The following is a 22,652-nucleotide window of genomic DNA, read 5'->3' on the forward strand; positions in this document are numbered from 1 at the left end:
GCGGCGCGGCCGGGACGGCGGCGGGAGCCGCGGGCGCGGCGGGCAGCGGTGCCGGGGGTGCCGGAGGCGCCGCCGGGGTGGCCGGGAAGGTGGCCGCTGCGGGAGGCGTCAAGGCGATCTTCGGCGGCGCCGGGGCGACGGCGGCGGTGGCCGTCGGGACGGCGGTCGTCGTCGGAACCGGGGCGGTCGTGGGGGCGCAGGCGTTCGGGGGAGGGGCGGAGGCGCGGCCGACCCCCAGCGTCTCGGCGACGAGGCCCGTCGCGCAGACGGTGACGGCGCAGCCCTGCCGGCTGTTCGCCGCCGGCGCCGACGGCACGGCCATCGGGCAGCCGACGCAGGTCCGGCTTCCCGCGCAGGTGCGGCTGCCGCAGGGCGCGGGCGTCTACATCCTGGACGACGTGGAACGGCAGTACATCATCGGCCGGGCGGGGACGGAGTGCTCGCGGTCGTTCGGCGCGGCCGGCGGGGTCACCTCGATCGGGCAGACGCGCACCGGCATCGTCCAGCACAACTTCCAGGGCTCGGTCGGCGGGATCCAGCTGTCCATGTGCCAGTACTTCCCCGACCTGGCGCAGCCCCGCCCCGGTGACGACTGCACGTCGACGCTGCGGACGCGGCGCAACCTGCCGACCGGCGTGCCGGGCACGCGGGCGATGATCGCCACCGATTCGCCCGGCGAGCAGACGCCGCCGTCCCCCTACGTGTCGGTCACGCTGGCGACGCTGGGCGAGAACCGCGTCCCGATGCCGATCCAGTGCGTCATGCCGTGGGACCGGGCGTCCATCTGCACCGCCGCGCTGACGTACTGGTTCATGCAGAACACCAAGGGCGTCGGGCAGGCCGACCTCGACCGCGTGGTCAAGACCATCGCCGATACCGTCGCGTCGGCGCGGCGCTGACCTGCCGGGCGGCGGTCTGGCGGGGGTCTCGCGCGGGATAACCTGGCCAGGCCATGACTGACAAGACGATCGTTCACCTGTTGCGCCACGGTGAGGTGCACAATCCCGAAGGCATCCTGTACGGGCGGCTGCCGGGCTATCGGCTCAGTGAGGACGGGGTCCTCATGGCCAAGGCGGCCGCCAAGTGGTTCGCCGACCGGGACGTCACCGCGCTGTTCTCCTCGCCCATGCAGCGGGCGCTGGAGACGGCCGCGCCGCTGGCCGACGCGTTCGACCTCGCGGTGACGGTGGACGACCGTCTCACCGAGGCCGGCAACCACTTCGAGGGGCTGACGTTCGGCGCGGGCCAGGGCTCGCTGCGCCGTCCCGAGCACTGGCGTCACCTGGTGAACCCGTTCAAGCCGTCATGGGGCGAGCCGTACGACGAGCTCGCCGCCCGGATGAAGGCCGCGGTGATCAGCGCCCGGGACGCGGCGCGCGGCCACGAGGCGGTGTGCGTCAGCCACCAGCTGCCCATCTGGGTGCTGCGCCGCCGCGCCGAGCGCCGGCGCCTGTGGCACCACCCGGCCAGGCGGGAGTGCGGGCTGTGCAGCGTGACCAGCCTGGCGTTCGAGGGCAGCCGCCTGGTGGAGGTCTCCTACTGCGAGCCGGCCGGCGGACTGGCCAAGGACCCCGGTGTCGCAGGGGCCTGACGCTGCCGCTACATTGAGTACTACGTCCTGTAGTAGGAGGGTTTGGTGAGCCCCCGGATCTCCGCCGTGCCGAGCGCCGCCCCGTCCCGGCCCAGGCGCGTCCCGGCCGCCGCCCGGATCGCCGTCGCGGCCGCGATGTGCGGGGTTCTGGCGGGCTGCGCGGGTTCGCAGGCGTCCCAGAACGGGCCCGGCGGCAGCGACAACCGCTTCATCGCGGGCGACGGCTCCACGCAGGCGATCCCGGCGTCCGACCGCAAGCCCGTGACGGGCGTCCAGGGCGCCACGCTGGACGGCAGGACGCTGGCGCTCACCGACCTCAAGGGCAAGGTCACGGTCGTGAACTTCTGGGCGTCCTGGTGCGCCCCCTGCCGCGGCGAGGCGCCGTCGCTGGAGCAGGTCCACACCGAGAACAAGGGCAAGGGCGTGGAGTTCCTCGGCGTGGCCTTCAAGGACAGCAAGCAGAACGCCCAGGCGTTCGAGCGCAGGTTCAAGGTCTCCTACCCGAGCCTGTTCGACGCCGACGGCCGCATCACGCTGGCGTTCCGCGCCGTGCCGCCCAACGCGATCCCCACCACGCTCGTCCTGGACCGCCAGGGCCGCGTCGCCGCCCGCGTCATCGGCGCCACCACCTACTCCAAGCTGAACCCGGTCGTCGCCCGGGTCCTCGCGGAGAAGTGATCCTCTCGGCGGGGGTGGACCAGACCGTCACCAGCGGATCGTTGCTGGTGGCGGGGCCGCTGGCCGCCCTGGCCGGGCTGGTGTCGTTCGTGTCCCCGTGCGTGCTGCCGCTGGTGCCCGGCTACCTGTCGTACGTGACCGGGATGACCGGCGCCGACCTGGCCGAGCAGCGCCGCGGGCGGCTGCTGGCGGGGGCCGCGCTGTTCATCGCGGGGTTCAGCGTGGTGTTCGTCAGCGCCGGGCTGGCGTTCGGCGGCCTCGGCCGCTGGCTGCTGGAGTACGCCGACCCGATCACCCGGGTGCTCGGCGCTATCACGATCGTGTTCGGGCTGGCGTTCATGGGCCTGGTGCCGGGGCTGCAGCGCACCGTGAAGTCGGGCCGCCTGCCCGCCGCCGGGCTGGCCGGGGCGCCGCTGCTCGGCGCGCTGTTCGGGCTGGGCTGGACGCCGTGCATCGGCCCCACGCTGGCCGCGGTGCAGGCGCTGTCGTTCAGCGAGGCGTCCGCCGGACGCGGTGCGCTGCTGTCGCTGGCGTACTGCCTGGGCCTCGGGCTGCCGTTCGTGGCGACCGCGCTGGCCTACCGCCGGGCGCTGGGCGCGTTCGGCGCCGTCAAGCGCCACTACGGCCTGGTCATGCGGATCGGCGGCGGCATGCTGGTCGCCATCGGCACGCTGCTGGTGACGGGCCTGTGGGGCGAGCTGACCATCGAGCTGAAGTCGTGGATCGGCGGCTTCGAGACGGTGATTTGACCATGAGCGACACGCCGAACACCACCGACACCGCGCCCGGGGCCGTCCGGACGCGCACCGAGGGTGAAGCCCGTACCGAGGGCGAGACGGACGAGACCCTGGAGGCCGCGGCCGCGACCCCGGCGGGACTGACGGCGCCCGAGGGCGGCGGCCCCGCGCCCAAGGGCCTGGGCGTGGTCGGCTGGCTGCGCTGGGGCTGGCGCCAGCTGACCTCGATGCGCACCGCGCTGGTGCTGCTGTTCCTGGTGGCGCTGGGCGCGGTGCCCGGCTCGATCCTGCCGCAGCGCGGGCAGGCCCCCGAGCGCGTCGCCGAGTACTTCGAGCAGCACAAGACCCTGGCGCCGTGGCTGGACAGGTTCTCGCTGTTCGACGTGTTCGCCGCGCCGTGGTTCGCGGCGATCTACATCCTGCTGTTCGTGTCGCTGGCCGGGTGCGTGCTGCCGCGCGCGTTCCACCACTACCGGGCGATGCGGTCGCGTCCCCCGGCGGCGCCCCGCAACCTGCTGCGGCTGCCCCAGTCCGCGACGTACGAGACCGACGCCACTCCCGACGAGGCGCTGACGCAAGCGCGCGCGCTGCTGCGCCGCCGCCGCTTCCGGGTGGACGAGGGCGAGACCCCCAAGGCCGGACGCTGGGTGGCCGCCGAGAAGGGCTACCTGGGCGAAACCGGAAACCTGGTGTTCCACCTGGCCCTGCTGGGGCTGCTGTTCGCGCTGGGAGTCGGCAACGCGTTCGGTTACCGCGGCAACGTGCTGGTGACCGAGGGCAAGTCGTTCGCCAACTCGCTGGCGCAGTACGACCAGTTCACCCCGGGCCGCCAGTTCGACAGCAGTGAGCTGGCCCCGTTCTCCTTCCGGCTGGACGACTTCACCGCCACGTACGAGACCCAGGGCACGCGGCGCGGTCAGGCCACCGACTACCTCGCCAAGGTGCACTACCGGGAGACCCCCACCTCCCCGGAGAAGAGCTACGACCTGCGCGTCAACCACCCCCTGAACGTGGGCGGCGCCAAGGTGTACCTGCTGAACCACGGGTACTCGCCGGTGTTCACCGTGCGCGACGCCAAGGGCAACGTCGCCTACCAGGACGCCGTGCCGTTCCTGCCGATGGAGCAGCGCAACTACACCTCCGAGGGCGTCATCAAGGCCCCCGACGCCGAGCCCGAGCAGCTGGCGTTCTACGCGATCCTGTGGCCCAGCGCCGCGTCGTCCGAGGACGGCAAGCAGATCATCTCGGCGTTCCCCGCGGCGCTGCGCCCGGTGGTGACCATCACCGCGTTCAAGGGCGACATCGGCCTGGACGCGGGCACCCCGCAGTCGGTGTACCGGCTGGAGGGCCTCGGCAAGACGCTGCAGCCCGTCAAGGGCGGGCAGAAGCTGCTGGAGCCGGGCCAGACGTTCCAGCTCCCGGACGGCTCGGGGTCGATCACCTTCGAGGGCGTGCGGGAGTGGGCCAGCCTGTCGGTCAACCACGACCCGGGCCGCATGCCCGCCCTGGCCGCGGCCATCCTCGCCGTGGTGGGGCTGATCGCCTCGTTCATGGTGCGCCGCCGCAGGGTGTGGGTCCGTGCGCGGCCCGGCACGGGCGGGCGTACCGTGGTCGAGGTCGGCGGGCTCACGCTCGGCCACCCGACATCCGAATTCGACGAGATCGTGACCGCGCTGCGGGGTACCGAGGACGCCCCGAAGGACGACCGGAAGAAGGACGCTTCCGGCGGGGCGGACGCGTCGGCAACCGAAGCGAAGGAGTGATCAGGTGAGTAGTGCCGAGCTCGCCGAGCTGAGCGACAAGCTCATGCTGAGCACCGTGGTGCTGTACATCGTCGCCATGGTCGCCTACGCGGCCGACCTCGGCTTCCGCCGCCGCCCGGCGACCGCCGAGACCGAGGCCGGCACCGAAGCCAAGGCCGAGGCCAAGGTCCTGGTCGGCGCCAGAAGCGGAGGCGCGGGCGGCGACGCGGAGGCGGGCGCCGAGGCGACCGCCGACACCGCCGATTCCGCCAAGGCCGGACGGGACGAGACGACCGAGAACCGCCGGGTCGAGTGGGCGCGGCTGGCCATCGTGCTGAACGTCCTCGGCTGGGGCGCGCACCTGGGCGTCCTGGTGACCCGCGCGGCCGCCGCGAGCCGGTGGCCGTGGGCGAACATGTACGAGTTCCTCACCGCGATCGCGTTCGCCGCGGTGACCGCCTTCCTGGTCGTGATGTGGCGGTTCGGGGCCCGCTTCCTCGGCGCCTTCGTGATGCTGGCCGCGGTGGTCGCGCTCGGCGTCGCCAACATCTGGCTCTACAACTCGGTGGGCCCGGTCGTCCCGGCGCTCAACTCGTACTGGATCGCCATCCACGTCAGCGCCGCCATCGTGGCGACCGGCGCGTTCACCGTGGCCGGCGCGTCCACCATCCTCTACATGCTCAAGACCCGGCAGGAGGCGCGCGGCAAGGCCGGCGAGGGCGTGTGGGCGCACATCCCGGCGACCGCCGCCCTGGACCGGCTGGCGTTCCGCGTCACCACGTTCGCCTTCCCGATCTGGACCGCCGCGATCATCATGGGCGCCATCTGGGCGGACGAGGCGTGGGGCCGCTACTGGGGCTGGGACCCCAAGGAGATCTGGTCGTTCATCACCTGGATCGGGTACGCCGCCTACCTGCACGCCCGCGCGACCGCCGGGTGGAAGGGCCGCCGCGCCGCGATCCTGTCGCTGGTGGCGTTCGCCGCGCTGCTGTTCAACTTCTTCGGCGTCAACTACATGTTCCAGGGCCTGCACTCCTACGCCTGACCGCCACGCCTGACCGCCACGCCCGACCGGCCGCGGTGGTCGGGCGCGGGGATCAGGCGCGGTCGTCGTCGCCGCCGCGCAGGCGCCGTTCGAGGTCGCGCAGGAAGGCCGGGTCGTCGTCGGGCCCCTTGGGAGCGTCCGGGCGGGGAGCGCCGCCGAGCGCGCCGCCGGGCGTGCCGACGAGGGGGCGGCGGGGACGGCCCAGCGCCAGCCACAGGCCCGCGCCGGGGAAGGCGCTGAGCAGCACGATCAGGAACCAGCCGAACTTGGGCAGGTGGCGTACCTCTCCCTCGTCTGTGCTCAGCACGTCGAACAGGCAGAACAGCCACACTCCGACCAGGACAAGGGCGAGCAGCACATACGCCATGTCATGAGGGTAGTCCGTAACTTGCGGGGATGACGGGGAGTCGGCCGGGGGCTTACTCTGCCACGGGGGCCCGATGCGGGCCCGCTGACAGAGGAGCCCGATGCGCTTCAGAGGCATCCACCGCAAGCCCCGGGAGAGCAGGGACGCGGCGTACTCGCCCTCGCCGCCGGACTCGTCCAAGGATCCGGCCCGGTCCCCGGATCAGGCTCGCGCCGCGGACTCGGCCCGCGCCCCGCGCCGGGTGCGGCCGCGCACCAACCAGCCCCGCGACCGCTTCGGCCGCTTCCGCAAGGCCGGACGCGACGACGACTTCACCGCCGCCGACGCGCCCCAGCCGGACGCCACCCCGGACGCCGCGCCGGACAAGGGTCGGCGTCCCCGGGGCAGGCATGTCAGCCCGCGCGACGGCTTCTCCTGGCGCGACTTCGAACTGGACGACGAGCCGCGGCTGCCGCGCGCCGAGCCGCACCCGCCGGGCATGCCGCACGCCCCGGACGGGCGGCGGCACTGCGGGGTGCTGGAGGGCATCCTGTTCCGGCAGTGGGACGCCCGGCAGGGCCCGCCGACGCCCGAGGTGATCCGCGCGGTGGAGAGCCTGGCGGCGCTGCCCGACCGGCTGAAGGCCAAGCTGGCCGCCGGGCTGGACGGCATCTACGTCGGGCCGGGCGGCGTCCCGCAGCTGGACGACATGGGCCACCTGCGCGACCGGCCCCTGCCGTCCGGAAACGCCACCTGGGACATCTGCGCGGGCGCCTACGGCGACCGCAAGATCGTCGTGGGCGACCGGCCGTCGCCGACCCCGGACGTGATGATGCACGAGGTCGGCCACGCGCTCGACGACATCGACGGCGGCCCCGACGCCTGGACGTCCGACAGCCCGGAGTTTCGCGCCCTCTACGACCGGGTTCGTCCGCATCTGGCGAGCGACTTCCACAAGCAGCCCGCGGCGCTCGGCCGCCGCGAGTTCTTCGCCGACGCGTTCGCCGCGATCTCCGCCCGCCAGCGTCCCGCTCTGGTCGATATGCTCGCCGGCGACATCCGGCTGGCGCTGGATGTCATGTTGTTCTTCAACCGACGCTTCGGGATCTGACATGCCGATCCGTACGAGCCGCGACGACGACCGGCACATGCCGATGTGCGACGACCAGCACCGAAGGTGATCGACGATGTACGTGATCCGGCTGCCCGACGGCAGGCTCCGCGTTCCCCACAGCGTTCTGGCCGACTCCGCGGAGGGAACGGGACGGATCATCGCCCAGGCGTATGTGGAGATCGGTCCCGGTGACCCCGACTACGACCGGCTTCTCGGCCAGTCGCTGACCGAGGAGGAGCTGGAGGAGAAGCGGCGCCGGTGGCGGGACGAGGACGCGGACCTGCTGCGCCGGTTCGAGGAGTGGAAGGCGGACATGGAGGGCGACGGACCGTCCGGAGCGGAGGGGTGATCGCGCGGCCGGATGCCGGGCGGAGGGGTGACCGCCGGGCGGCCGGGCCGGACGGGCCGGCCGCGGGGTCAGCGCGCCGAGTGCTCGGCGACCGCCGGCTCTTCCCCGCGCAGCAGCGCGTGCACTTCCGACTCGCGGAAGCGGCGGTGGCCTCCGGGAGTGCGGATGCTGCTGATCCTGCCCGCCGCGGCCCATCGGGTGACCGTCTTCGGATCGACCCGGAAGAGGGCGGCGACCTCTCCGGGGGTCAGCAGGCGCTCGCTGGTGCTTTCCACGTTGTCTCTCCCCCTTTGTCCCGCTCTCGGTGCGGGTGGACTGGTTTCTAGTGTGGCGGCTCAAGACCGATTTCTCCCTTGTTTTCGGAAAAGATCACAGAGCGTAGCCACTTGACCTGGACAAATAACGAGAAGTAAATGGGGCATCGGCCCCTGCGGTCACATCTGCCCCCGCAGCACGCTCGAATGGCGTCCGGAATCAGCGGTTCCCGCCCGGCGCACCGCACCGCATAGTCTCCCTCACATGTCGGATCTCGTGTCCCTGGCGGACATCGAGCGGGCGGCCGAACGGCTGGCCGGCGTGGCCGCGCGCACCCCGCTCGTCCCCTTTCCCTCGACCGACCCCGCGTTGCTGGTGAAGGCCGAGTCGCTCCAGCCGATCGGCGCGTTCAAACTGCGCGGCGCGTACGCGACGATCTCGGCGCTGCCGGACGAGCGACGCGCGCGCGGCGTGGTGACGCATTCCAGTGGCAACCACGCGCAGGCCGTCGCCTACACCGCGCGCCTGCTCGGTATTCGCGCGGTGCTGGTCATTCCGCACACCACTCCCGGAGTGAAGGTCGACGCCTGCGTCAGGCACGGCGCCGAGATCGTGTACGTGGAACCGACGATGGAGGCCCGGACCGCCACCGCCGAAAAGCTCGCCGAGGCGCACGGCTTCGCGTTGATTCCGCCGTTCGACGATCCGCGGATCGTGGCCGGGCAGGGAACCGTGGGGCTGGAGATCGTCCAGGACTGCCCAGAGGCGGAGGTCGTGCTCGTCCCGGTGGGCGGCGGCGGGCTGCTGGCGGGCGTCGCCGCCGCGGTCAAGGCGCTGCGCCCGGAGGCGAAGGTGATCGGCGTCGAGCCCGAGCTGGCCGCCGACGCCCGCGCCTCGCTGCGCGCCGGGCACCCGGTGGAATGGGCCGCCGAGGAGACCGGCCGCACCCTCGCCGACGCGCTGCGCGCCCAGCGGCTCGGCGACGTGACGTTCGCGCACATCCGCGAGTTCGTCGACGACATCGTCACGGTCACCGAGGACGAGATCCGCCGGGCGACGCGCCGCCTGGCCCGCGAGGCCCGGCTGATCGCCGAGCCCGCCGGGGCCGTGGCGACCGCCGCGTACCTGTTCCGCCGCGACGAGCTGCCGAACGCGCGCACCTACGTGTCGGTCCTGTCGGGCGGCAACGTCGACCCGGCCCTGTTCCTGGACATCTACGCCTGAGTTCCCGGACATCCACGCCGGGCCCTGCCGGACGGCGGCGCCGGGCGCCTGCGCGTGACGCCGAGGGGCGGGCGGTGACGGACCGGACGAAGGGCGCAGGTAGGCTCTGAGCTGTCATGCGACCCGTCCTCGTCTACACCGCCGCCCGCCTGGGCATCTTCCTGGCCACCGCGGGCGTGCTCTGGCTGACGCCGATGCAGAAGGCGCCGCTGTTCCTGCTGCTGGGCGCGCTGCTGCTCAGCGGGCTGATCAGCTACGTACTGCTGTCCGGGCAGCGCGACGCGATGTCGGCGTCCGTGGTCTCGGGGCTGAGCGCGCGCCGCCGCCGTTTCCAGGAGTCCCGCACCCGAGAGGACGCGTGAACCCCGCCCCCTAGGCTGGGGGCATGACCCGCGCCTCTCTCGACAAGCGGCCCACCGACGTGGCCGCGATGTTCGACCGCACCGCCGAACGCTACGACCTCCTCAACAGCCTCATGACCGGCGGCCGCGACCGGTACTGGCGGCGCGAGGTCGTCCGGGCGCTGGACGCCGGCCCCGGCGAGAACGTGCTGGACCTGGCCGCCGGCACCGGCACCTCCGCGGTGCCGTTCGCCGAGGCCGGAGCCCGCACCGTCGCCTGCGACTTCTCCCTCGGCATGCTGCGCGTGGGCACGCGGCGCAACGGCGGCGCGACGGGCCCGCGCTTCGTCGCCGGGGACGCGCTGCGCCTGCCGTTCGCCGACGGGGCGTTCGACGCCGTGACGATCTCCTTCGGGCTGCGCAACGTCGCCGACACCGTACAGGCCCTGCGCGAGCTGCGCCGCGTCACCCGCCAGGGCGGACGGCTGCTGGTGTGTGAGGTCAGTCACCCGCCCAACGCGCTGCTGCGCTTCGGCCACCGCCTGCACCTGCGCTACGGCCTGCCGATGCTCGCGCGGGTCAGCTCCAACCCCGACTCCTACCGCTACCTGGCCGAGTCGACGCTCGCGTGGCCCGACCAGGCCGCGCTGGCGCGGCTGCTGCAGGAGGCGGGCTGGACGTCGGTGCGCTGGCGCAATCTGACGTTCGGGGTGGTGGCGCTGCACCATGCCGTGAACCCCGGGTGAAAACGGACGACGCCGTTGGGACCGGTCCAAAACCGAGAGGGGTCAGAGGTACCCATCGGCCGTCAAGAAGGAATAGACTCCCTGACGAAATCCTTGTGAAGTACTTCACAAGCGAACGAGCTGAGAAGGAACGCTGTGACCGACTCCACCCGACAGGCAGACGTCATCGTCGTCGGGGCCGGCCCCGCGGGGTCGTCGACCGCCTACTGGCTGGCCCAGGCGGGCCTCGATGTGCTGTTGCTGGAGAAGGCCACGTTCCCGCGCGACAAGATCTGCGGTGACGGGCTGACCCCGCGCGCCGTGCGCGCGCTGGTCGGCATGGGCGTGGACGTCAACGCCCCCGGGTGGGCCCGCAACAAGGGGCTGCGCATCTACGGCGGCGGCCTCAAGATCGAGCTGCCCTGGCCCGAGCTGGCCAGCTTCCCCGACTACGGCCTGGTGCGCACCCGCATGGACTTCGACCAGCTGCTGGCCGAGCACGCCGCCAAGGCCGGCGCCCGGCTGCTGCAGGGCTGCACCGTCACCGGCCCGATCCTGCACGAGCGCAACGACCGCATCGTCGGCGTCACCGCCAAGTACCTCGGCGAGGAGGTGGAGTTCCACGCGCCGCTGGTGGTGGCGGCCGACGGCAACTCCACCCGCCTGTCGGTCGCCATGGGGCTGCGCCGCCGCGACGACCGCCCCATGGGCGTGGCCGTCCGCCGGTACTTCCGCACGCCCCGCCACGACGACGAGTACATGGAGGCGTGGCTGGAGCTGTGGGACGGGCAGCGCCTGCTCCCCGGCTACGGCTGGGTCTTCCCGGTCGGCGACGGCACCTCCAACGTCGGCCTCGGCCTGCTCAACACCAGCAAGGCGTTCCAGAACGTCGACTACCGCGGCATGATGCGCGGCTGGTGCGCGCAGATGCCCGAGGAGTGGCAGTTCGACGAGGACCACGCCACCGGCCCGATCCGCGGTGCCGCGCTGCCCATGGGCTTCAACCGCCAGCCCCACTACACCCGCGGCATGCTGCTGGTCGGCGACGCGGGCGGCATGGTCAACCCGTTCAACGGCGAGGGCATCGACTACGCGCTGGAGTCCGGCCGGCTGGCCGCCGACATCATGGTGCAGGCGCTGTCCCGCCGCACCCCCGCCCAGCGCGAGCGCACGCTCCACGAGTACCCGCGCATCCTCAAGGACGAGCACGGCGGCTACTTCACCCTGGCCCGCGTCTTCGTCCAGGCCATCGGCGACCCACGGGTGATGAAGTTCCTCACCTCGCACGGCCTGCCGCATCCCACGCTGATGCGCTTCACGCTCAAGATGCTGGCGAACCTGACCGACCGGCGTGGCGGCGACGCCATGGACCGTCTCATCAACGCGATGCAGAAGGTGGCGCCGGCAGCATGAGCGAGAGCACGCCATGAGCGTGGGCCGACCCCCGAGGGGAGTGGATTTGGTCACCTTGGCTAGGGTGGCGACCCGTGTCCGTGAGGCAGCTCACGGACGTGCGACGGGTCACGCCGCCGCGTCGGCGCGTCCGGCCCGCGCCGCCCGCACCCCGGTGGGCGGCACCGGGCCGCGTGCCCCGTACAGCGTCGTACGAACCGAGGAGGGGCTGTAGAGACATGGATCTCTATGTTCCGATCATCGTGCTGGGGGTGCTCGCCTTCGGGTTCGCCGTCTTCTCGGTGCTGATGGCGTCACTCACCGGCCCCAAGCGGTGGAACCGGGCCAAGCTCGAAGCGTACGAGTGCGGCATCGAGCCGACGCCGCAGCCGGTGGGCGGCGGGCGCTTCCCGATCAAGTACTACCTGACGGCGATGCTGTTCATCGTCTTCGACATCGAGATCATCTTCCTCTATCCCTGGGCGGTCGCCTTCGACCGGCTGGGGCTTTTTGGTTTGGTGGAGATGGTCCTGTTCATCCTCACCGTGCTGGTGGCGTACGCCTACATCTGGCGGCGCGGTGGTCTGGAGTGGGACTGACATGGGCCTGGAAGAGAAACTCCCGAGCGGGTTCCTGCTGACCACGGTGGAGCAGGTGGCCGGGTGGGCGCGCGCCAGCTCGGTGTGGCCGGCCACGTTCGGCCTGGCCTGCTGCGCCATCGAGATGATGGCGGCCGGCGACCCGCGGCACGACTTCTCCCGGTGGGGCATGGAGCGCGCCTCGGCCACGCCGCGGCAGGCCGACCTGATGATCGTGGCGGGCCGGGTGAGCCAGAAGATGGCACCGGTGCTGCGGCAGATCTACGACCAGATGACCGAGCCCAAGTGGGTCATCGCGATGGGCGTGTGCGCCTCGTCCGGCGGCATGTTCAACAACTACGCGATCGTGCAGGGCGTGGACCACATCGTCCCGGTGGACATCTACCTGCCGGGCTGCCCGCCGCGGCCGGAGATGCTGCTGGACGCGATCCTCAAGCTGCACGACAAGATCCGCAACACCAAGCTCGGCGCGCAGCGCGAGCGGCAGATCGCCGAGCTGGAGGAGGCCAAGCGGCGGCAGCTTCCGCTGCTCGGCCAGCCGGGAGGTGCGCTGTGAGCTCGCAGCACCCCGAGCAGCAGGCCGAGCAGGCCGCCGACCGGCTGCCCGCGCACGACGAGCCCGAGCGGCAGGAGCAGCCGATCGTCCGGCGCGGCATGTTCGGCGTCAAGACCACCGGCGACACCTCCGGCTACGGCCGCCTGGTGGTGCGGCAGGCGCCCAAGGTGTCGACGCCGCGTCCGTACGGCGGGCCGGACGTCACCGGCGAGCCCGGCGAGTTCGACGAGATCGCCGACGAGCTGGAGCGGTCCCTGCCGGACTTCGGCGAAGCGATCGAACGCGTCGTCGTCGACCGCGGCGAGCTGACGTTCTTCGTGAAGCGCGAGCGGCTGCCGGACGTGGCGCGGCGCCTGCGCGACGAGCCGACGCTGCGGTTCGAGCTGTGCACCGGGGTGTCCGGGGTGCACTACCCGCAGGACACCGGGGCCGAGCTGCACGCCGTCTACCACCTGCTGTCCATCACGCACAACCGGCGGGTCCGGCTGGAGGTCACCTGCCCCGACGCCGACCCGCACATCCCGTCGGTCGTGTCGATCTATCCGACCAACGACTGGCACGAGCGGGAGACCTACGACTTCTTCGGCATCGTGTTCGACGGCCATCCGGCGCTGACCCGCATCGAGATGCCCGACGACTGGGTGGGCCACCCGCAGCGCAAGGACTACCCCCTCGGCGGCATCCCCGTCGAGTACCGCGGGGCGGAGATCCCGCCGCCGGACCAGCGGAGGTCGTACACGTGAGCCCGTCCACCAAGTACACCGAGTACGACGCCTACGCCGCCGCCGACGAGGCGGCCGAGGGCAGGGTCTTCGACGTCAACGGGCAGGACTGGGACCAGGTCGTGTCCGGTGCCGAGGACCTGGGCGACGAGCGCCTGGTGATCAACATGGGTCCCCAGCACCCGTCCACGCACGGGGTGCTGCGGCTGATCCTCACGCTCGACGGCGAGACGGTGACCGAGGCGCGGGTGGGCATCGGCTACCTGCACACCGGCATCGAGAAGAACATGGAGTTCCGCACCTGGACGCAGGGCACCACGTTCTGCACCCGGATGGACTACCTGGCGCCGATCTTCAACGAGACGGCGTACTGCCTGGGCGTGGAGAAGCTGCTCGGCATCACCGACCAGGTGCCCGAGCGGGCCCAGATCATCCGGGTCATGATGATGGAGCTCAACCGGATCTCCTCGCACCTGGTCGCGATCGCCACGTTCGGCCTGGAGCTCGGCGCCACCACCGTCATGCTCAACGGGTTCATCGAGCGCGAGCACACCCTCGACCTGTTCGAGGAGATCAGCGGGCTGCGGATGAACATGGCCTACGTGCGGCCCGGCGGAGTGGCGCAGGACCTGCCGAGCGGCGCGATGAGCAAGCTGCGCGACTACCTGGACCGCATGCCCAAGCGCATCCAGGCGCTGCGCAAGCTGATGGACCACAACCCGGTCTACCTGGCCCGCACCAAGGACGTCGCCTACCTGGACCTGACGGGCTGCATGGCCCTCGGGGTGACCGGCCCGGTGCTGCGCTCCACCGGCCTGCCGTGGGACCTGCGCAAGTCGCAGCCCTACTGCGGCTACGAGACCTACGACTTCGACGTCATCACCGAGGACACCTGCGACGTGTACGGGCGCTACCTGGTGCGCGTGCGCGAGATGGAGGAGTCCCTGAAGATCGTCGAGCAGTGCGTGGAGCGGCTGCAGACGGTCAAGGGCCCGGTGATGATCGAGGACAAGAAGATCGGGTGGCCCGCGCAGCTGGCCATTGGCGCCGACGGCATGGGCAACTCGCCCCGCCACATCGCGCACATCATGGGCACCTCGATGGAGGCCCTGATCCACCACTTCAAGCTGGTGACCGAGGGCTTCCGCGTCCCGGCCGGCCAGGCGTACGCGGCGGTCGAGGCGCCGCGCGGCGAGCTCGGCGTGCACGTCGTCAGCGACGGCGGCACCCGCCCGTTCCGCGCGCACTTCCGCGACCCGTCGTTCACCAACCTGCAGGCCGTCCCGGCGATGTGCGAGGGCGGCATGGTGGCCGACGTCATCGCGGCGGTCGCCAGCCTCGACCCGGTGATGGGGGGAGTCGACCGATGACCTACTCCGTGGAGACGCGCGAGCGGCTGGAACGGGACGCCAAGGAGATCATCGCGCGGTACCCCAAGCCGCGTTCGGCGCTGCTGCCGCTGCTGCACCTGGTTCAGTCGGAGGACGGCTACGTCAGCCAGGACGGCATCGAGTTCTGCGCCGAGCAGCTCGGCATCACGCCCGCGCAGGTCACCGGTGTCGCCACCTTCTACACCATGTACAAGCGCGCGCCCGTCGGCGAGTACCACGTCGGGGTGTGCATCAACACGCTGTGCGCGGTGATGGGCGGCGACCAGATCTGGAACGAGCTGAGCGAGCACCTCGGCCTCGGTCATGACGAGGCGACCCCGGACGGCCGGGTCTCGCTGGAGCGCATCGAGTGCAACGCGGCCTGCGACTTCGCGCCCGTCATGACGGTCAACTGGGAGTTCTTCGACAACATGACTCCCGAGAAGGCCAGGAAGCTGGTCGACGACCTGCGCGAGGGCAGGGAGGTTCCGCCGTCCCGGGGCCCGAACACGCTGTGCACCTGGAAGGAGGCGTCCCGGGTCCTGGCGGGGTTCCCCGACGGGCGGGCGCACGAGGGCGTGCAGGCCGGGCCCGAGTCGCTGCGCGGCCTGGAGGTCGCCAAGCGGCACGGCTGGACCGCTCCGCCCGCTGACGCCGACCGCGCGGAACCCGACGAGCCCGCGCGGGGCGAGGAGATCACCGACCCGCCGCCCAACGAGCCCGGAAAGCCGATCGGCGGCCAGGTGAAGCCCGGTAGCCAGGAGGGCCGCAACCAATGACCACGACGCTGACCCCCGTCCTCACCAGGATCTGGGACCAGCCCGACTCGTTCACCCGCGAGGCGTACGAACGGGCGGGCGGCTACCGGGCGCTGCGCAAGGCGTTCGGGATGGACCCGGACGACATCGTGCAGGCGGTCAAGGACTCCGGGCTGCGCGGCCGCGGCGGCGCGGGGTTCCCCACCGGCATGAAGTGGGGGTTCCTGCCGCCGAGCAGCCCCAACCCCCGCTACCTGGTGGTCAACGCCGACGAGTCCGAACCGGGCACGTGCAAGGACATCCCGCTGATGATGGCCAACCCGCACGTGCTGGTCGAGGGCGTCATCATCAGCTCGTACGCGATCCGGTCCAACCACGCGTTCATCTACGTGCGCGGCGAGGTGCTGCACGTCATCCGCCGCCTGCAGCAGGCGGTCGCGGAGGCGTACGAGGCCGGCTACCTCGGCAAGGACATCCTCGGCTCCGGCTACGACCTGGAGCTGGTCGTGCACACCGGCGCGGGCGCCTACATCTGCGGCGAGGAGACGGCGCTGCTGGACTCGCTTGAGGGCTACCGCGGACAACCCCGGCTCAAGCCTCCCTTCCCGGCCGTCGCTGGACTGTACGGCGGCCCTACGGTCATCAACAACGTCGAGTCGATCGCCTCGGTTCCCTCGATCGTGGCCAACGGGGCGGACTGGTTCGCCTCGATGGGCACCGAGAAGTCGAAGGGCTTCGGGATCTTCTCGCTGTCGGGGCACGTGACCCGCCCCGGGCAGTACGAGGCGCCGCTCGGGGTGACGCTGCGGGAGCTGCTCGACATGGCGGGCGGGATCCGCGCCGGGCACCGGCTGAAGTTCTGGACGCCGGGCGGCTCGTCCACCCCGATCTTCACCGAGGAGCACCTGGACGTCCCGCTGGACTTCGAGTCGGTCGGCGCGGCCGGGTCCATGCTGGGCACCCGGGCGCTGCAGATCTTCGACGAGACCACCTGCGTGGTGCGGGCCGTGCTGCGCTGGTCGGAGTTCTACGCGCACGAGTCGTGCGGCAAGTGCACCCCGTGCCGCGAGGGCACGTACTGGTACAAGCTCATGCTCAAGCGGCTGGAGGCCGGGCAGGGCACCGAGGAGGACCTGGAGACGCTGCTCGACCTGTCCGACAACATCCTCGGCCGGTCGTTCTGCGCGCTCGGCGACGGCGCGACCAGCCCGGTCGTGTCGTCCATCAAGCTGTTCCGCGACGAGTACCTCCAGCACTTCCAGCAAGGCGGCTGTCCGTTCGACCCGGCCAAATCCACGGTTTGGGCCGGAGGTGAGGACCGATGACGGTTACAGTAGGTGGCGGCTCGGCGGCCCCGGGTAGTCCCCGCGCAAGCGGGGGTGGTCCAGGCGAAGCCGGCCCGGTCGAAAAGGCCGAGGAGATGGTGCCCGTCACCATCGACGGGTTCGAGATCGAGGTGCCCAAGGGCACGCTGATCATCCGGGCCGCCGAGCTGCTGGGCATCCAGATCCCGCGGTTCTGCGACCACCCGCTGCTCGACCCGGTCGGGGCGTGCCGCCAGTGCCTGGTGGAGATCCCCGACGCGGGCAACGGGCGCGGCATGCCCAAGCCGCAGGCGTCCTGCACCACCGCGGTCATGCCGGGCATGGTCGTCAAGACCCAGCTCACCTCGCCGGTGGCCGACAAGGCCCAGCACGGCGTGATGGAGCTGCTGCTGATCAACCACCCGCTGGACTGCCCGATCTGCGACAAGGGCGGCGAGTGCCCGCTGCAGAACCAGGCGATGTCCAACGGGCGGGGCGAGTCGCGGTTCGTCGAGACCAAGCGCACCTTCCCCAAGCCGATCGCGCTGTCCAGCCAGGTGCTGCTGGACCGCGAGCGCTGCATCCAGTGCGCGCGCTGCACCCGCTTCTCCGACCAGATCGCCGGGGACGCGTTCATCGACCTGTTCGAACGCGGCGCCAAGGAGCAGGTCGGCGCCGCCGAGGACAAGCCGTTCCAGTCCTACTTCTCCGGCAACACCGTGCAGATCTGCCCGGTGGGAGCGCTCACCGGCGCTGCGTACCGGTTCCGGTCCCGCCCGTTCGACCTGGTGTCCTCGCCGAGCGTGTGCGAGCACTGCGCGTCCGGCTGCGCGCTGCGCACCGACCACCGGCGCGGCAAGATCACCCGGCGGCTGGCCGGGGACGACCCGCAGGTCAACGAGGAGTGGAACTGCGACAAGGGCCGGTGGGCGTTCACCTACGCCACCCAGCCCGACCGGCTCACCCACCCGCTGGTCCGCAACGAGGACGGCGTGCTGGAGACCGCGTCCTGGCCGGAGGCCCTGGCCATCGCGGCCCGGGGCCTGGCGGCGGCGCGCGGCAACGCGGGCGTGCTGACCGGCGGACGCCTCACCCTTGAGGACGCCTACGCCTACGCCAAGTTCGCCCGGGTCGCGCTCGGCACCAACGACGTCGACTTCCGCGCCCGCCCGCACTCGCGCGAGGAGGCCGAGTTCCTGGCCTCCTCGGTCGCGGGCCGCTCCATCGAGGTGTCCTACGCCGACCTGGAGAAGGCACCGGTGGTGCTGCTGGCCGGGTTCGAGCCGGAGGAGGAGTCGCCGATCGTCTTCCTGCGGCTGCGCAAGGGCTTCCGCAAGAAGGGCGTGAAGGTCTACTCGATCGCCCCGTACGCCACCCGCGGCCTGAAGAAGATGGGCGGCACGCTGCTGCCGACCATGCCGGGCGCGGAGGCCGAGGTCATCGGCACCCTCACCACCGCCACCGACGGCACCGACGAGGTCGCCGCCATCCACCGGCTGCTGTCCGAGCCGGGCGCGGTGGTGCTGGCCGGTGAACGGCTGGCGACCAGCCCCGGCGCGCTGTCCAGCCTGGTGCGGCTCGGCCAGGTCACCGGTGCGAGGATCGCGTGGGTGCCGCGCCGGGCCGGCGAGCGCGGCGCGCTGGAGGCCGGGGCGCTGCCCGGCCTGCTGCCGATCGGCCGCCCCGTCACCGACCCCGAGGCGCGCGCCGAGGTCGCCCGCGTCTGGGGCGTGGCCGACCTGCCCGCCACCCCCGGCCGCGACACCGCCGGGATCCTGGCGTCCGCGCAGACCGAACGCGGCGCCCTGCTGGTCGGCGGGTTCGACCCCTACGACCTGCCCGACCCGGCCGCCGCACTGGAGGCCATCGAGGCCGCCTCGTTCGTGGTGAGCCTGGAGCAGCGGGTCAGCGCCGTCACCGACCGCGCCGACGTGGTGCTGCCGGTCGCGGCCGTCCCGGAGAAGTCCGGCACGTTCGTCGACTGGGAGGGCCGCGGCCGCCAGTTCGACACCGCGCTCAAGTCCGCCGGGAGGCTGTCGGACCTGCGGGTGCTGGACGCCCTGGCCGGCGAGATGGACGTGCACCTGGGCCTGCCCGGCCCCGAGGCCGCCCGCCGCGAGCTGACCGAGCTGGGCGCCTACCGGGGCGAGCGGCCCGCCGCGCCCGACGCGACCCCGTTCGTGCCGCCGCGTCCCGGCGAGGGCGAGGCGCTGCTGGCCACCTGGAAGCTGCTGCTCGACAAGGGCCGCATGCAGGACGGCGAGCCGTACCTGGCGGGCACCGCCAAGCCGGCGGTGGCCCGGCTGTCGCCCGCGACCGCCGCCGAGATCGGCGTCGCCGAGGGCGGCTCGGTCACGGTGTCGTCGCAGACCCGCGGCGCGCTGACGCTGCCGCTGGAGATCGTCCCGGACCTGCCCGACCGCGTGGTGTGGCTGCCGACCGACTCCGCGGGCTGCGCGCTGTACCGGGAGCTGGGCGCCGACACCGGCCAGATCGTCAAGATCGCCGCGGGTGACGGCGCCGGAGCCGGCTCCGCGACCACGGCTGGAGGTGCCGCATGAGCCTGACCGCGCTGGCCGCCGCGCCCGCCGAGACCGGCCCCACGCTGGAGGACTTCGGCAAGGACCCCTGGTGGCTGATCCTCGGCAAGGTCCTGGTCATCTTCGTCTTCCTCGTGGTGACGGTCCTGCTGTCGATGTGGGTCGAGCGGCGCGTCATCGGCCGGATGCAGCTGCGCGTCGGGCCGAACCGCGCCGGGCCGTTCGGCCTGCTGCAGGGCCTGGCCGACGGCATCAAGCTGGCGCTGAAGGAGGACATCGTCCCCCGCGGCGTCGACAAGGTTGTGTTCGTCCTGGCGCCGATCATGTCGGCGACCCCGGCGTTCATCGCCTTCTCCATCATCCCGTTCGGCCCCGAGGTGTCGATCTTCGGCCACCACACCCCGCTGCAGGGCACCGACCTGCCGGTGGCGGTGCTGCTGGTGCTGGCGATGGCGTCCATGGGCGCCTACGGCGTGGTGCTGGCGGGCTGGTCGTCGATGTCGCCGTACTCGCTGCTGGGCGGGCTGCGTTCCTCCGCGCAGATCATCTCCTACGAGATCGCGATGTCGCTGTCGTTCGTGGCGGTGTTCCTGTTCGCCGGGACGATGTCGACCTCGGAGATCGTCGCGGCGCAGGTCGACACCTGGTACGTGATCCTGCTGTTCCCGTCCTTCGCGGTCTACGTGATCACGATGATGGGCGAGTCGAACCGCATCCCGTTCGACCTGCCCGAGGGCGAGGGCGAGATCGTCGGCGGGTTCCACACCGAGTACTCGTCGCTGAAGTTCGCGATGTTCTTCCTCGCCGAGTACATCAACCTGGCGACCCTGTCGGCGCTGTGCACCACCCTGTTCCTGGGCGGCTGGCGCGCGCCCGCGCCGATCTCCACCTTCTGGGAGGGCGCCAACCAGGGCTGGTGGCCGGTGCTGTGGTTCCTGGTCAAGGTGTGGGCGTTCATCTTCTTCTTCGTCTGGCTGCGCGGTTCGCTGCCCCGCGTCCGCTACGACCAGCTGATGAAGCTCGGCTGGAAGGTGCTGATGCCCTTCTCGCTCGGCTGGATCATGCTGGTGGCCACCATCCAGGCGTTCAAGAACGAGGGCTACGAGGTCCGGCAGATCATGCTGATCACCGCCATCGCCGCCGCCGTCGTCCTGGCCGCCACCGTCCTGTGGGAGATGGCCCGCGGCGGCTCCGAGGAGGAGGCCAAGGCCGGGCAGTCCGGCTCCGGCATCGCCGCGGGCGGCGTGAGCAAGGGCGATGCGCCGGTGGACGCCGCGGCGGGCGGCTTCCCGGTGCCGCCGATGGACGCCCCGCACTACCACGGGAAGGCCGGCAAGACCCGTACCCCGTCCAAGGAGGTCACCAGTGGGACTCACTGACTTCCTGAACCCGGTCAAGGGGTTCGGGGTCTCGTTCCACCAGATGTTCATGAAGAGCGAGACCGTCCAGTACCCCGAGGTCAAGAAGCCGACCGCGCCGCGCTTCCACGGCCGTCACCAGCTCAACCGCTGGCCGGACGGGCTGGAGAAGTGCGTCGGGTGCGAGCTGTGCGCCTGGGCCTGCCCGGCCGACGCCATCTACGTGGAGGGCGCCGACAACACCGAGGAGGAGCGCTACTCCCCGGGCGAGCGGTACGGGCGCGTCTACCAGATCAACTACCTGCGCTGCATCCTGTGCGGCCTGTGCATCGAGGCGTGCCCCACCCGGGCGCTGACGATGACCAACGAGTACGAGCTGGCCGACGACAGCCGCGAGAGCCTGATCTACACCAAGGACATGCTGCTGGCGCCGCTGCGCGAGGGCATGGAGGCGCCGCCGCACGCCATGCGGCTGGGCGAGACCGAGGAGGACTACTACCGCCTCGGCCTGCAGCCCGAGGAGCCCGCGCCCACCGTCCCGGCCGAGGGCGGCGGGCGCGCGAGCGTGGACGCGGCCGCGGCGCGTGAGGGCCGGCGCAAGCGCAAGAGCGGAGACAAGAAGTGAACGCGCAGGTGCTGGCGGCCCAGCACGCGCCGGTGCTGGCGCAGGTCGCCGACAGGCAGTCGGGCGAGCCGTTCTTCTTCTGGCTGCTGGCGATCGTGTCGGTGTGCGCCGCGCTCGGCATGATCTTCATGCGGCGGGCGGTGCACTCGGCGCTGCTGCTGGCCACGGTGATGCTGTCGCTGGCCGCGCTGTACGCGATCCAGGGGGCGCCGTTCCTGGCGTTCGTCCAGGTGATCGTCTACACCGGCGCGGTGCTGATGCTGTTCCTGTTCGTGCTGATGCTGGTCGGGGTGGCCTCCACCGACTCGCTGGTGGAGACGATCCGCGGGCAGCGGCTGTGGGCGGGGGTCGCCGCGCTCGGCTTCCTGGTGCTGGTGGCCGCGGGGCTCGGCAACGCGGCGCTGGACGACTCGGCCGGGCTGACGCAGGCCAACCAGGGCGGCAACGTGATCGGCCTGGCGCGGCTGCTGTTCGGCAAGTACGTGTTCGCGTTCGAGGCGACCAGCGCGCTGCTGATCACGGCGGCGCTGGGCGCGATGGTGCTGGCGCACCGCGAGCGCACCACGCCCAAGCCGACGCAGAAGGACCTGGCCAAGCGGCGGTTCCTGTCCGGGAAGCACCCCGGCCCGCTGCCCGGCCCCGGCACCTACGCCCGGCACAACGCGGTCGACATGCCGGCGATGCTGCCCGACGGCACCCCGTCGGAGCTGTCGGTCAGCCCGATCATCGCGGCCCGCGTCGACACCGCGCAGCGGCACGCCGACCTTGAGGGCGGCAGCGAGACGACGGCCGTCCAGGCGGACCTGGCGGCGGTGCGCGCCGCGACCGCCGAGGCGCGCGCGGCGGGCGCCGAGGAGCGCGAGACCAAGAGCGGCACTCCCGCGTCCGGCGGCTCGCACGAGGGCGGCTCGCCCGAGGCCGGCGCCGCGGACGGCTCCGGCGGCGGCGCCGCGACGAGCGAAGGGGAGGCAGGTCAATGAGTCCCGGGCACTACCTGGCGCTCTCGGCGATCCTGTTCACCATCGGGGGCGTGGGCGTGCTGGTCCGCCGCAACGCGATCGTGGTGTTCATGTGCGTCGAGCTCATGCTCAACGCCACGAACCTGGCGTTCGTGTCGTTCGCCCGCATGCACGGCAACCTCGAAGGCCAGATCATCGCCTTCTTCGTGATGGTGGTGGCCGCCGCGGAGGTCGTGGTGGGCCTGGCGATCATCATGACCATCTTCAGAACCCGCAGGTCCTCGTCCGTGGACGACGCGAACCTGCTGAAGTACTGAGAGGC

General features: G+C 71.8%; 25 protein-coding genes. 23 read left to right on the forward strand and 2 right to left on the reverse strand.

The window, feature by feature from the left end:
• From ABD811_RS17985 to ccsB, 6 genes are all read left to right on the forward strand, one after another.
• Positions 1-899 (forward strand): hypothetical protein (locus tag ABD811_RS17985; protein ID WP_425549423.1); only part of this gene is annotated, 899 nt, incomplete at its 5' end.
• A 53-nt stretch (positions 900-952) separates the two neighbouring features.
• Positions 953-1,591, forward strand: a complete 639-nt coding sequence (locus tag ABD811_RS17990) for a histidine phosphatase family protein (RefSeq protein WP_344948618.1) — start codon at positions 953-955, stop codon at positions 1,589-1,591.
• A 45-nt stretch (positions 1,592-1,636) separates the two neighbouring features.
• Positions 1,637-2,269 (forward strand): TlpA family protein disulfide reductase, encoded by a 633-nt coding sequence (locus ABD811_RS17995; RefSeq protein ID WP_344948620.1) that lies wholly within the window; start codon positions 1,637-1,639, stop codon positions 2,267-2,269.
• Positions 2,266-3,018, forward strand: coding sequence for a cytochrome c biogenesis CcdA family protein (locus ABD811_RS18000; RefSeq protein WP_344948623.1), 753 nt, complete (start codon positions 2,266-2,268; stop codon positions 3,016-3,018). Before ABD811_RS17995 ends, ABD811_RS18000 begins: the two co-directional genes overlap by 4 nt.
• 2 nt (positions 3,019-3,020) lie before the next feature.
• Positions 3,021-4,769 (forward strand): cytochrome c biogenesis protein ResB, encoded by a 1,749-nt coding sequence (gene resB, locus ABD811_RS18005; protein ID WP_344948626.1) that lies wholly within the window; start codon positions 3,021-3,023, stop codon positions 4,767-4,769.
• A 4-nt stretch (positions 4,770-4,773) separates the two neighbouring features.
• Positions 4,774-5,793 carry a c-type cytochrome biogenesis protein CcsB gene (ccsB, locus tag ABD811_RS18010; protein WP_344948629.1) on the forward strand — a complete coding sequence of 340 codons (1,020 nt, stop codon included), beginning with the start codon at positions 4,774-4,776 and terminating at the stop codon, positions 5,791-5,793.
• Positions 5,794-5,845: 52 nt separating this feature from the next.
• Here ccsB and ABD811_RS18015 read toward each other — a convergent pair whose 3' ends face one another.
• Complete coding sequence (locus ABD811_RS18015) at positions 5,846-6,160, reverse strand: PLDc N-terminal domain-containing protein (protein WP_344948632.1); 315 nt, start codon at positions 6,158-6,160, stop codon at positions 5,846-5,848.
• Positions 6,161-6,260: 100 nt separating this feature from the next.
• Here ABD811_RS18015 and ABD811_RS18020 point away from each other — a divergent pair, with 100 nt between their 5' ends.
• Both ABD811_RS18020 and ABD811_RS18025 read left to right on the forward strand, forming a co-directional pair.
• Complete coding sequence (locus tag ABD811_RS18020; protein WP_344948634.1) at positions 6,261-7,250, forward strand: hypothetical protein; 990 nt, start codon at positions 6,261-6,263, stop codon at positions 7,248-7,250.
• Positions 7,251-7,326: 76 nt separating this feature from the next.
• Entirely contained in the window at positions 7,327-7,602 is a 276-nt protein-coding gene (locus tag ABD811_RS18025; RefSeq protein WP_344948637.1) for a hypothetical protein, read from the forward strand.
• Between the two features lie 68 nt (positions 7,603-7,670).
• Here ABD811_RS18025 and ABD811_RS18030 read toward each other — a convergent pair whose 3' ends face one another.
• A complete protein-coding gene (locus ABD811_RS18030; RefSeq protein ID WP_344948640.1) occupies positions 7,671-7,877 on the reverse strand; it encodes a BldC family transcriptional regulator in 207 nt (68 codons plus the stop codon).
• Positions 7,878-8,121: 244 nt separating this feature from the next.
• Between ABD811_RS18030 and ABD811_RS18035 the strand changes: the two genes are divergently transcribed.
• The 15 genes from ABD811_RS18035 (at position 8,122) to nuoK (ending at position 22,647) form a co-directional block, all read left to right on the forward strand.
• On the forward strand, positions 8,122-9,081 hold the full coding sequence (locus ABD811_RS18035) for a threonine ammonia-lyase (protein ID WP_344948643.1): 960 nt from the start codon (positions 8,122-8,124) through the stop codon (positions 9,079-9,081).
• Between the two features lie 116 nt (positions 9,082-9,197).
• Positions 9,198-9,443 carry a DUF4229 domain-containing protein gene (locus tag ABD811_RS18040; protein ID WP_344948646.1) on the forward strand — a complete coding sequence of 82 codons (246 nt, stop codon included), beginning with the start codon at positions 9,198-9,200 and terminating at the stop codon, positions 9,441-9,443.
• Between the two features lie 23 nt (positions 9,444-9,466).
• On the forward strand, positions 9,467-10,168 hold the full coding sequence (locus tag ABD811_RS18045) for a demethylmenaquinone methyltransferase (protein ID WP_344948649.1): 702 nt from the start codon (positions 9,467-9,469) through the stop codon (positions 10,166-10,168).
• A gap of 135 nt (positions 10,169-10,303) precedes the next feature.
• Entirely contained in the window at positions 10,304-11,560 is a 1,257-nt protein-coding gene (locus ABD811_RS18050; RefSeq protein WP_344948652.1) for a geranylgeranyl reductase family protein, read from the forward strand.
• 218 nt (positions 11,561-11,778) lie between these two features.
• The gene (locus ABD811_RS18055) at positions 11,779-12,138 is read left to right on the forward strand and encodes an NADH-quinone oxidoreductase subunit A (protein ID WP_344948655.1); all 360 of its coding nucleotides are present in this window, start codon (positions 11,779-11,781) and stop codon (positions 12,136-12,138) included.
• Between the two features lies 1 nt (position 12,139).
• Positions 12,140-12,694 carry a NuoB/complex I 20 kDa subunit family protein gene (locus ABD811_RS18060; protein WP_344948657.1) on the forward strand — a complete coding sequence of 185 codons (555 nt, stop codon included), beginning with the start codon at positions 12,140-12,142 and terminating at the stop codon, positions 12,692-12,694.
• On the forward strand, positions 12,691-13,437 hold the full coding sequence (locus ABD811_RS18065) for an NADH-quinone oxidoreductase subunit C (protein WP_344948659.1): 747 nt from the start codon (positions 12,691-12,693) through the stop codon (positions 13,435-13,437). The genes ABD811_RS18060 and ABD811_RS18065 overlap by 4 nt, the downstream gene beginning before the upstream one ends.
• 101 nt (positions 13,438-13,538) lie before the next feature.
• Positions 13,539-14,786 (forward strand): NADH-quinone oxidoreductase subunit D, encoded by a 1,248-nt coding sequence (locus ABD811_RS18070; protein ID WP_344948876.1) that lies wholly within the window; start codon positions 13,539-13,541, stop codon positions 14,784-14,786.
• Positions 14,783-15,565: an NADH-quinone oxidoreductase subunit NuoE gene (nuoE, locus tag ABD811_RS18075; protein ID WP_344948662.1), complete on the forward strand. Its 783-nt coding sequence runs from the start codon at positions 14,783-14,785 to the stop codon at positions 15,563-15,565. The genes ABD811_RS18070 and nuoE overlap by 4 nt, the downstream gene beginning before the upstream one ends.
• Positions 15,562-16,869, forward strand: coding sequence for an NADH-quinone oxidoreductase subunit NuoF (gene nuoF / locus ABD811_RS18080; RefSeq protein ID WP_344948664.1), 1,308 nt, complete (start codon positions 15,562-15,564; stop codon positions 16,867-16,869). Before nuoE ends, nuoF begins: the two co-directional genes overlap by 4 nt.
• 95 nt (positions 16,870-16,964) lie before the next feature.
• Positions 16,965-19,409, forward strand: a complete 2,445-nt coding sequence (locus tag ABD811_RS18085; RefSeq protein WP_425549424.1) for an NADH-quinone oxidoreductase subunit G — start codon at positions 16,965-16,967, stop codon at positions 19,407-19,409.
• On the forward strand, positions 19,406-20,767 hold the full coding sequence (nuoH, locus tag ABD811_RS18090) for an NADH-quinone oxidoreductase subunit NuoH (protein ID WP_344948667.1): 1,362 nt from the start codon (positions 19,406-19,408) through the stop codon (positions 20,765-20,767). The genes ABD811_RS18085 and nuoH overlap by 4 nt, the downstream gene beginning before the upstream one ends.
• Positions 20,754-21,371 (forward strand): NADH-quinone oxidoreductase subunit NuoI, encoded by a 618-nt coding sequence (gene nuoI, locus ABD811_RS18095; protein WP_344948669.1) that lies wholly within the window; start codon positions 20,754-20,756, stop codon positions 21,369-21,371. The genes nuoH and nuoI overlap by 14 nt, the downstream gene beginning before the upstream one ends.
• Positions 21,368-22,351, forward strand: a complete 984-nt coding sequence (locus ABD811_RS18100) for an NADH-quinone oxidoreductase subunit J (protein ID WP_344948671.1) — start codon at positions 21,368-21,370, stop codon at positions 22,349-22,351. Before nuoI ends, ABD811_RS18100 begins: the two co-directional genes overlap by 4 nt.
• The gene (gene nuoK / locus ABD811_RS18105) at positions 22,348-22,647 is read left to right on the forward strand and encodes an NADH-quinone oxidoreductase subunit NuoK (RefSeq protein ID WP_344948674.1); all 300 of its coding nucleotides are present in this window, start codon (positions 22,348-22,350) and stop codon (positions 22,645-22,647) included. Before ABD811_RS18100 ends, nuoK begins: the two co-directional genes overlap by 4 nt.
• The last annotated feature ends 5 nt before the right edge of the window (positions 22,648-22,652 follow it).

Source organism: Actinomadura miaoliensis, assembly GCF_039536785.1.
Classification (GTDB): Bacteria; Actinomycetota; Actinomycetes; order Streptosporangiales; family Streptosporangiaceae; genus Spirillospora; species Spirillospora miaoliensis.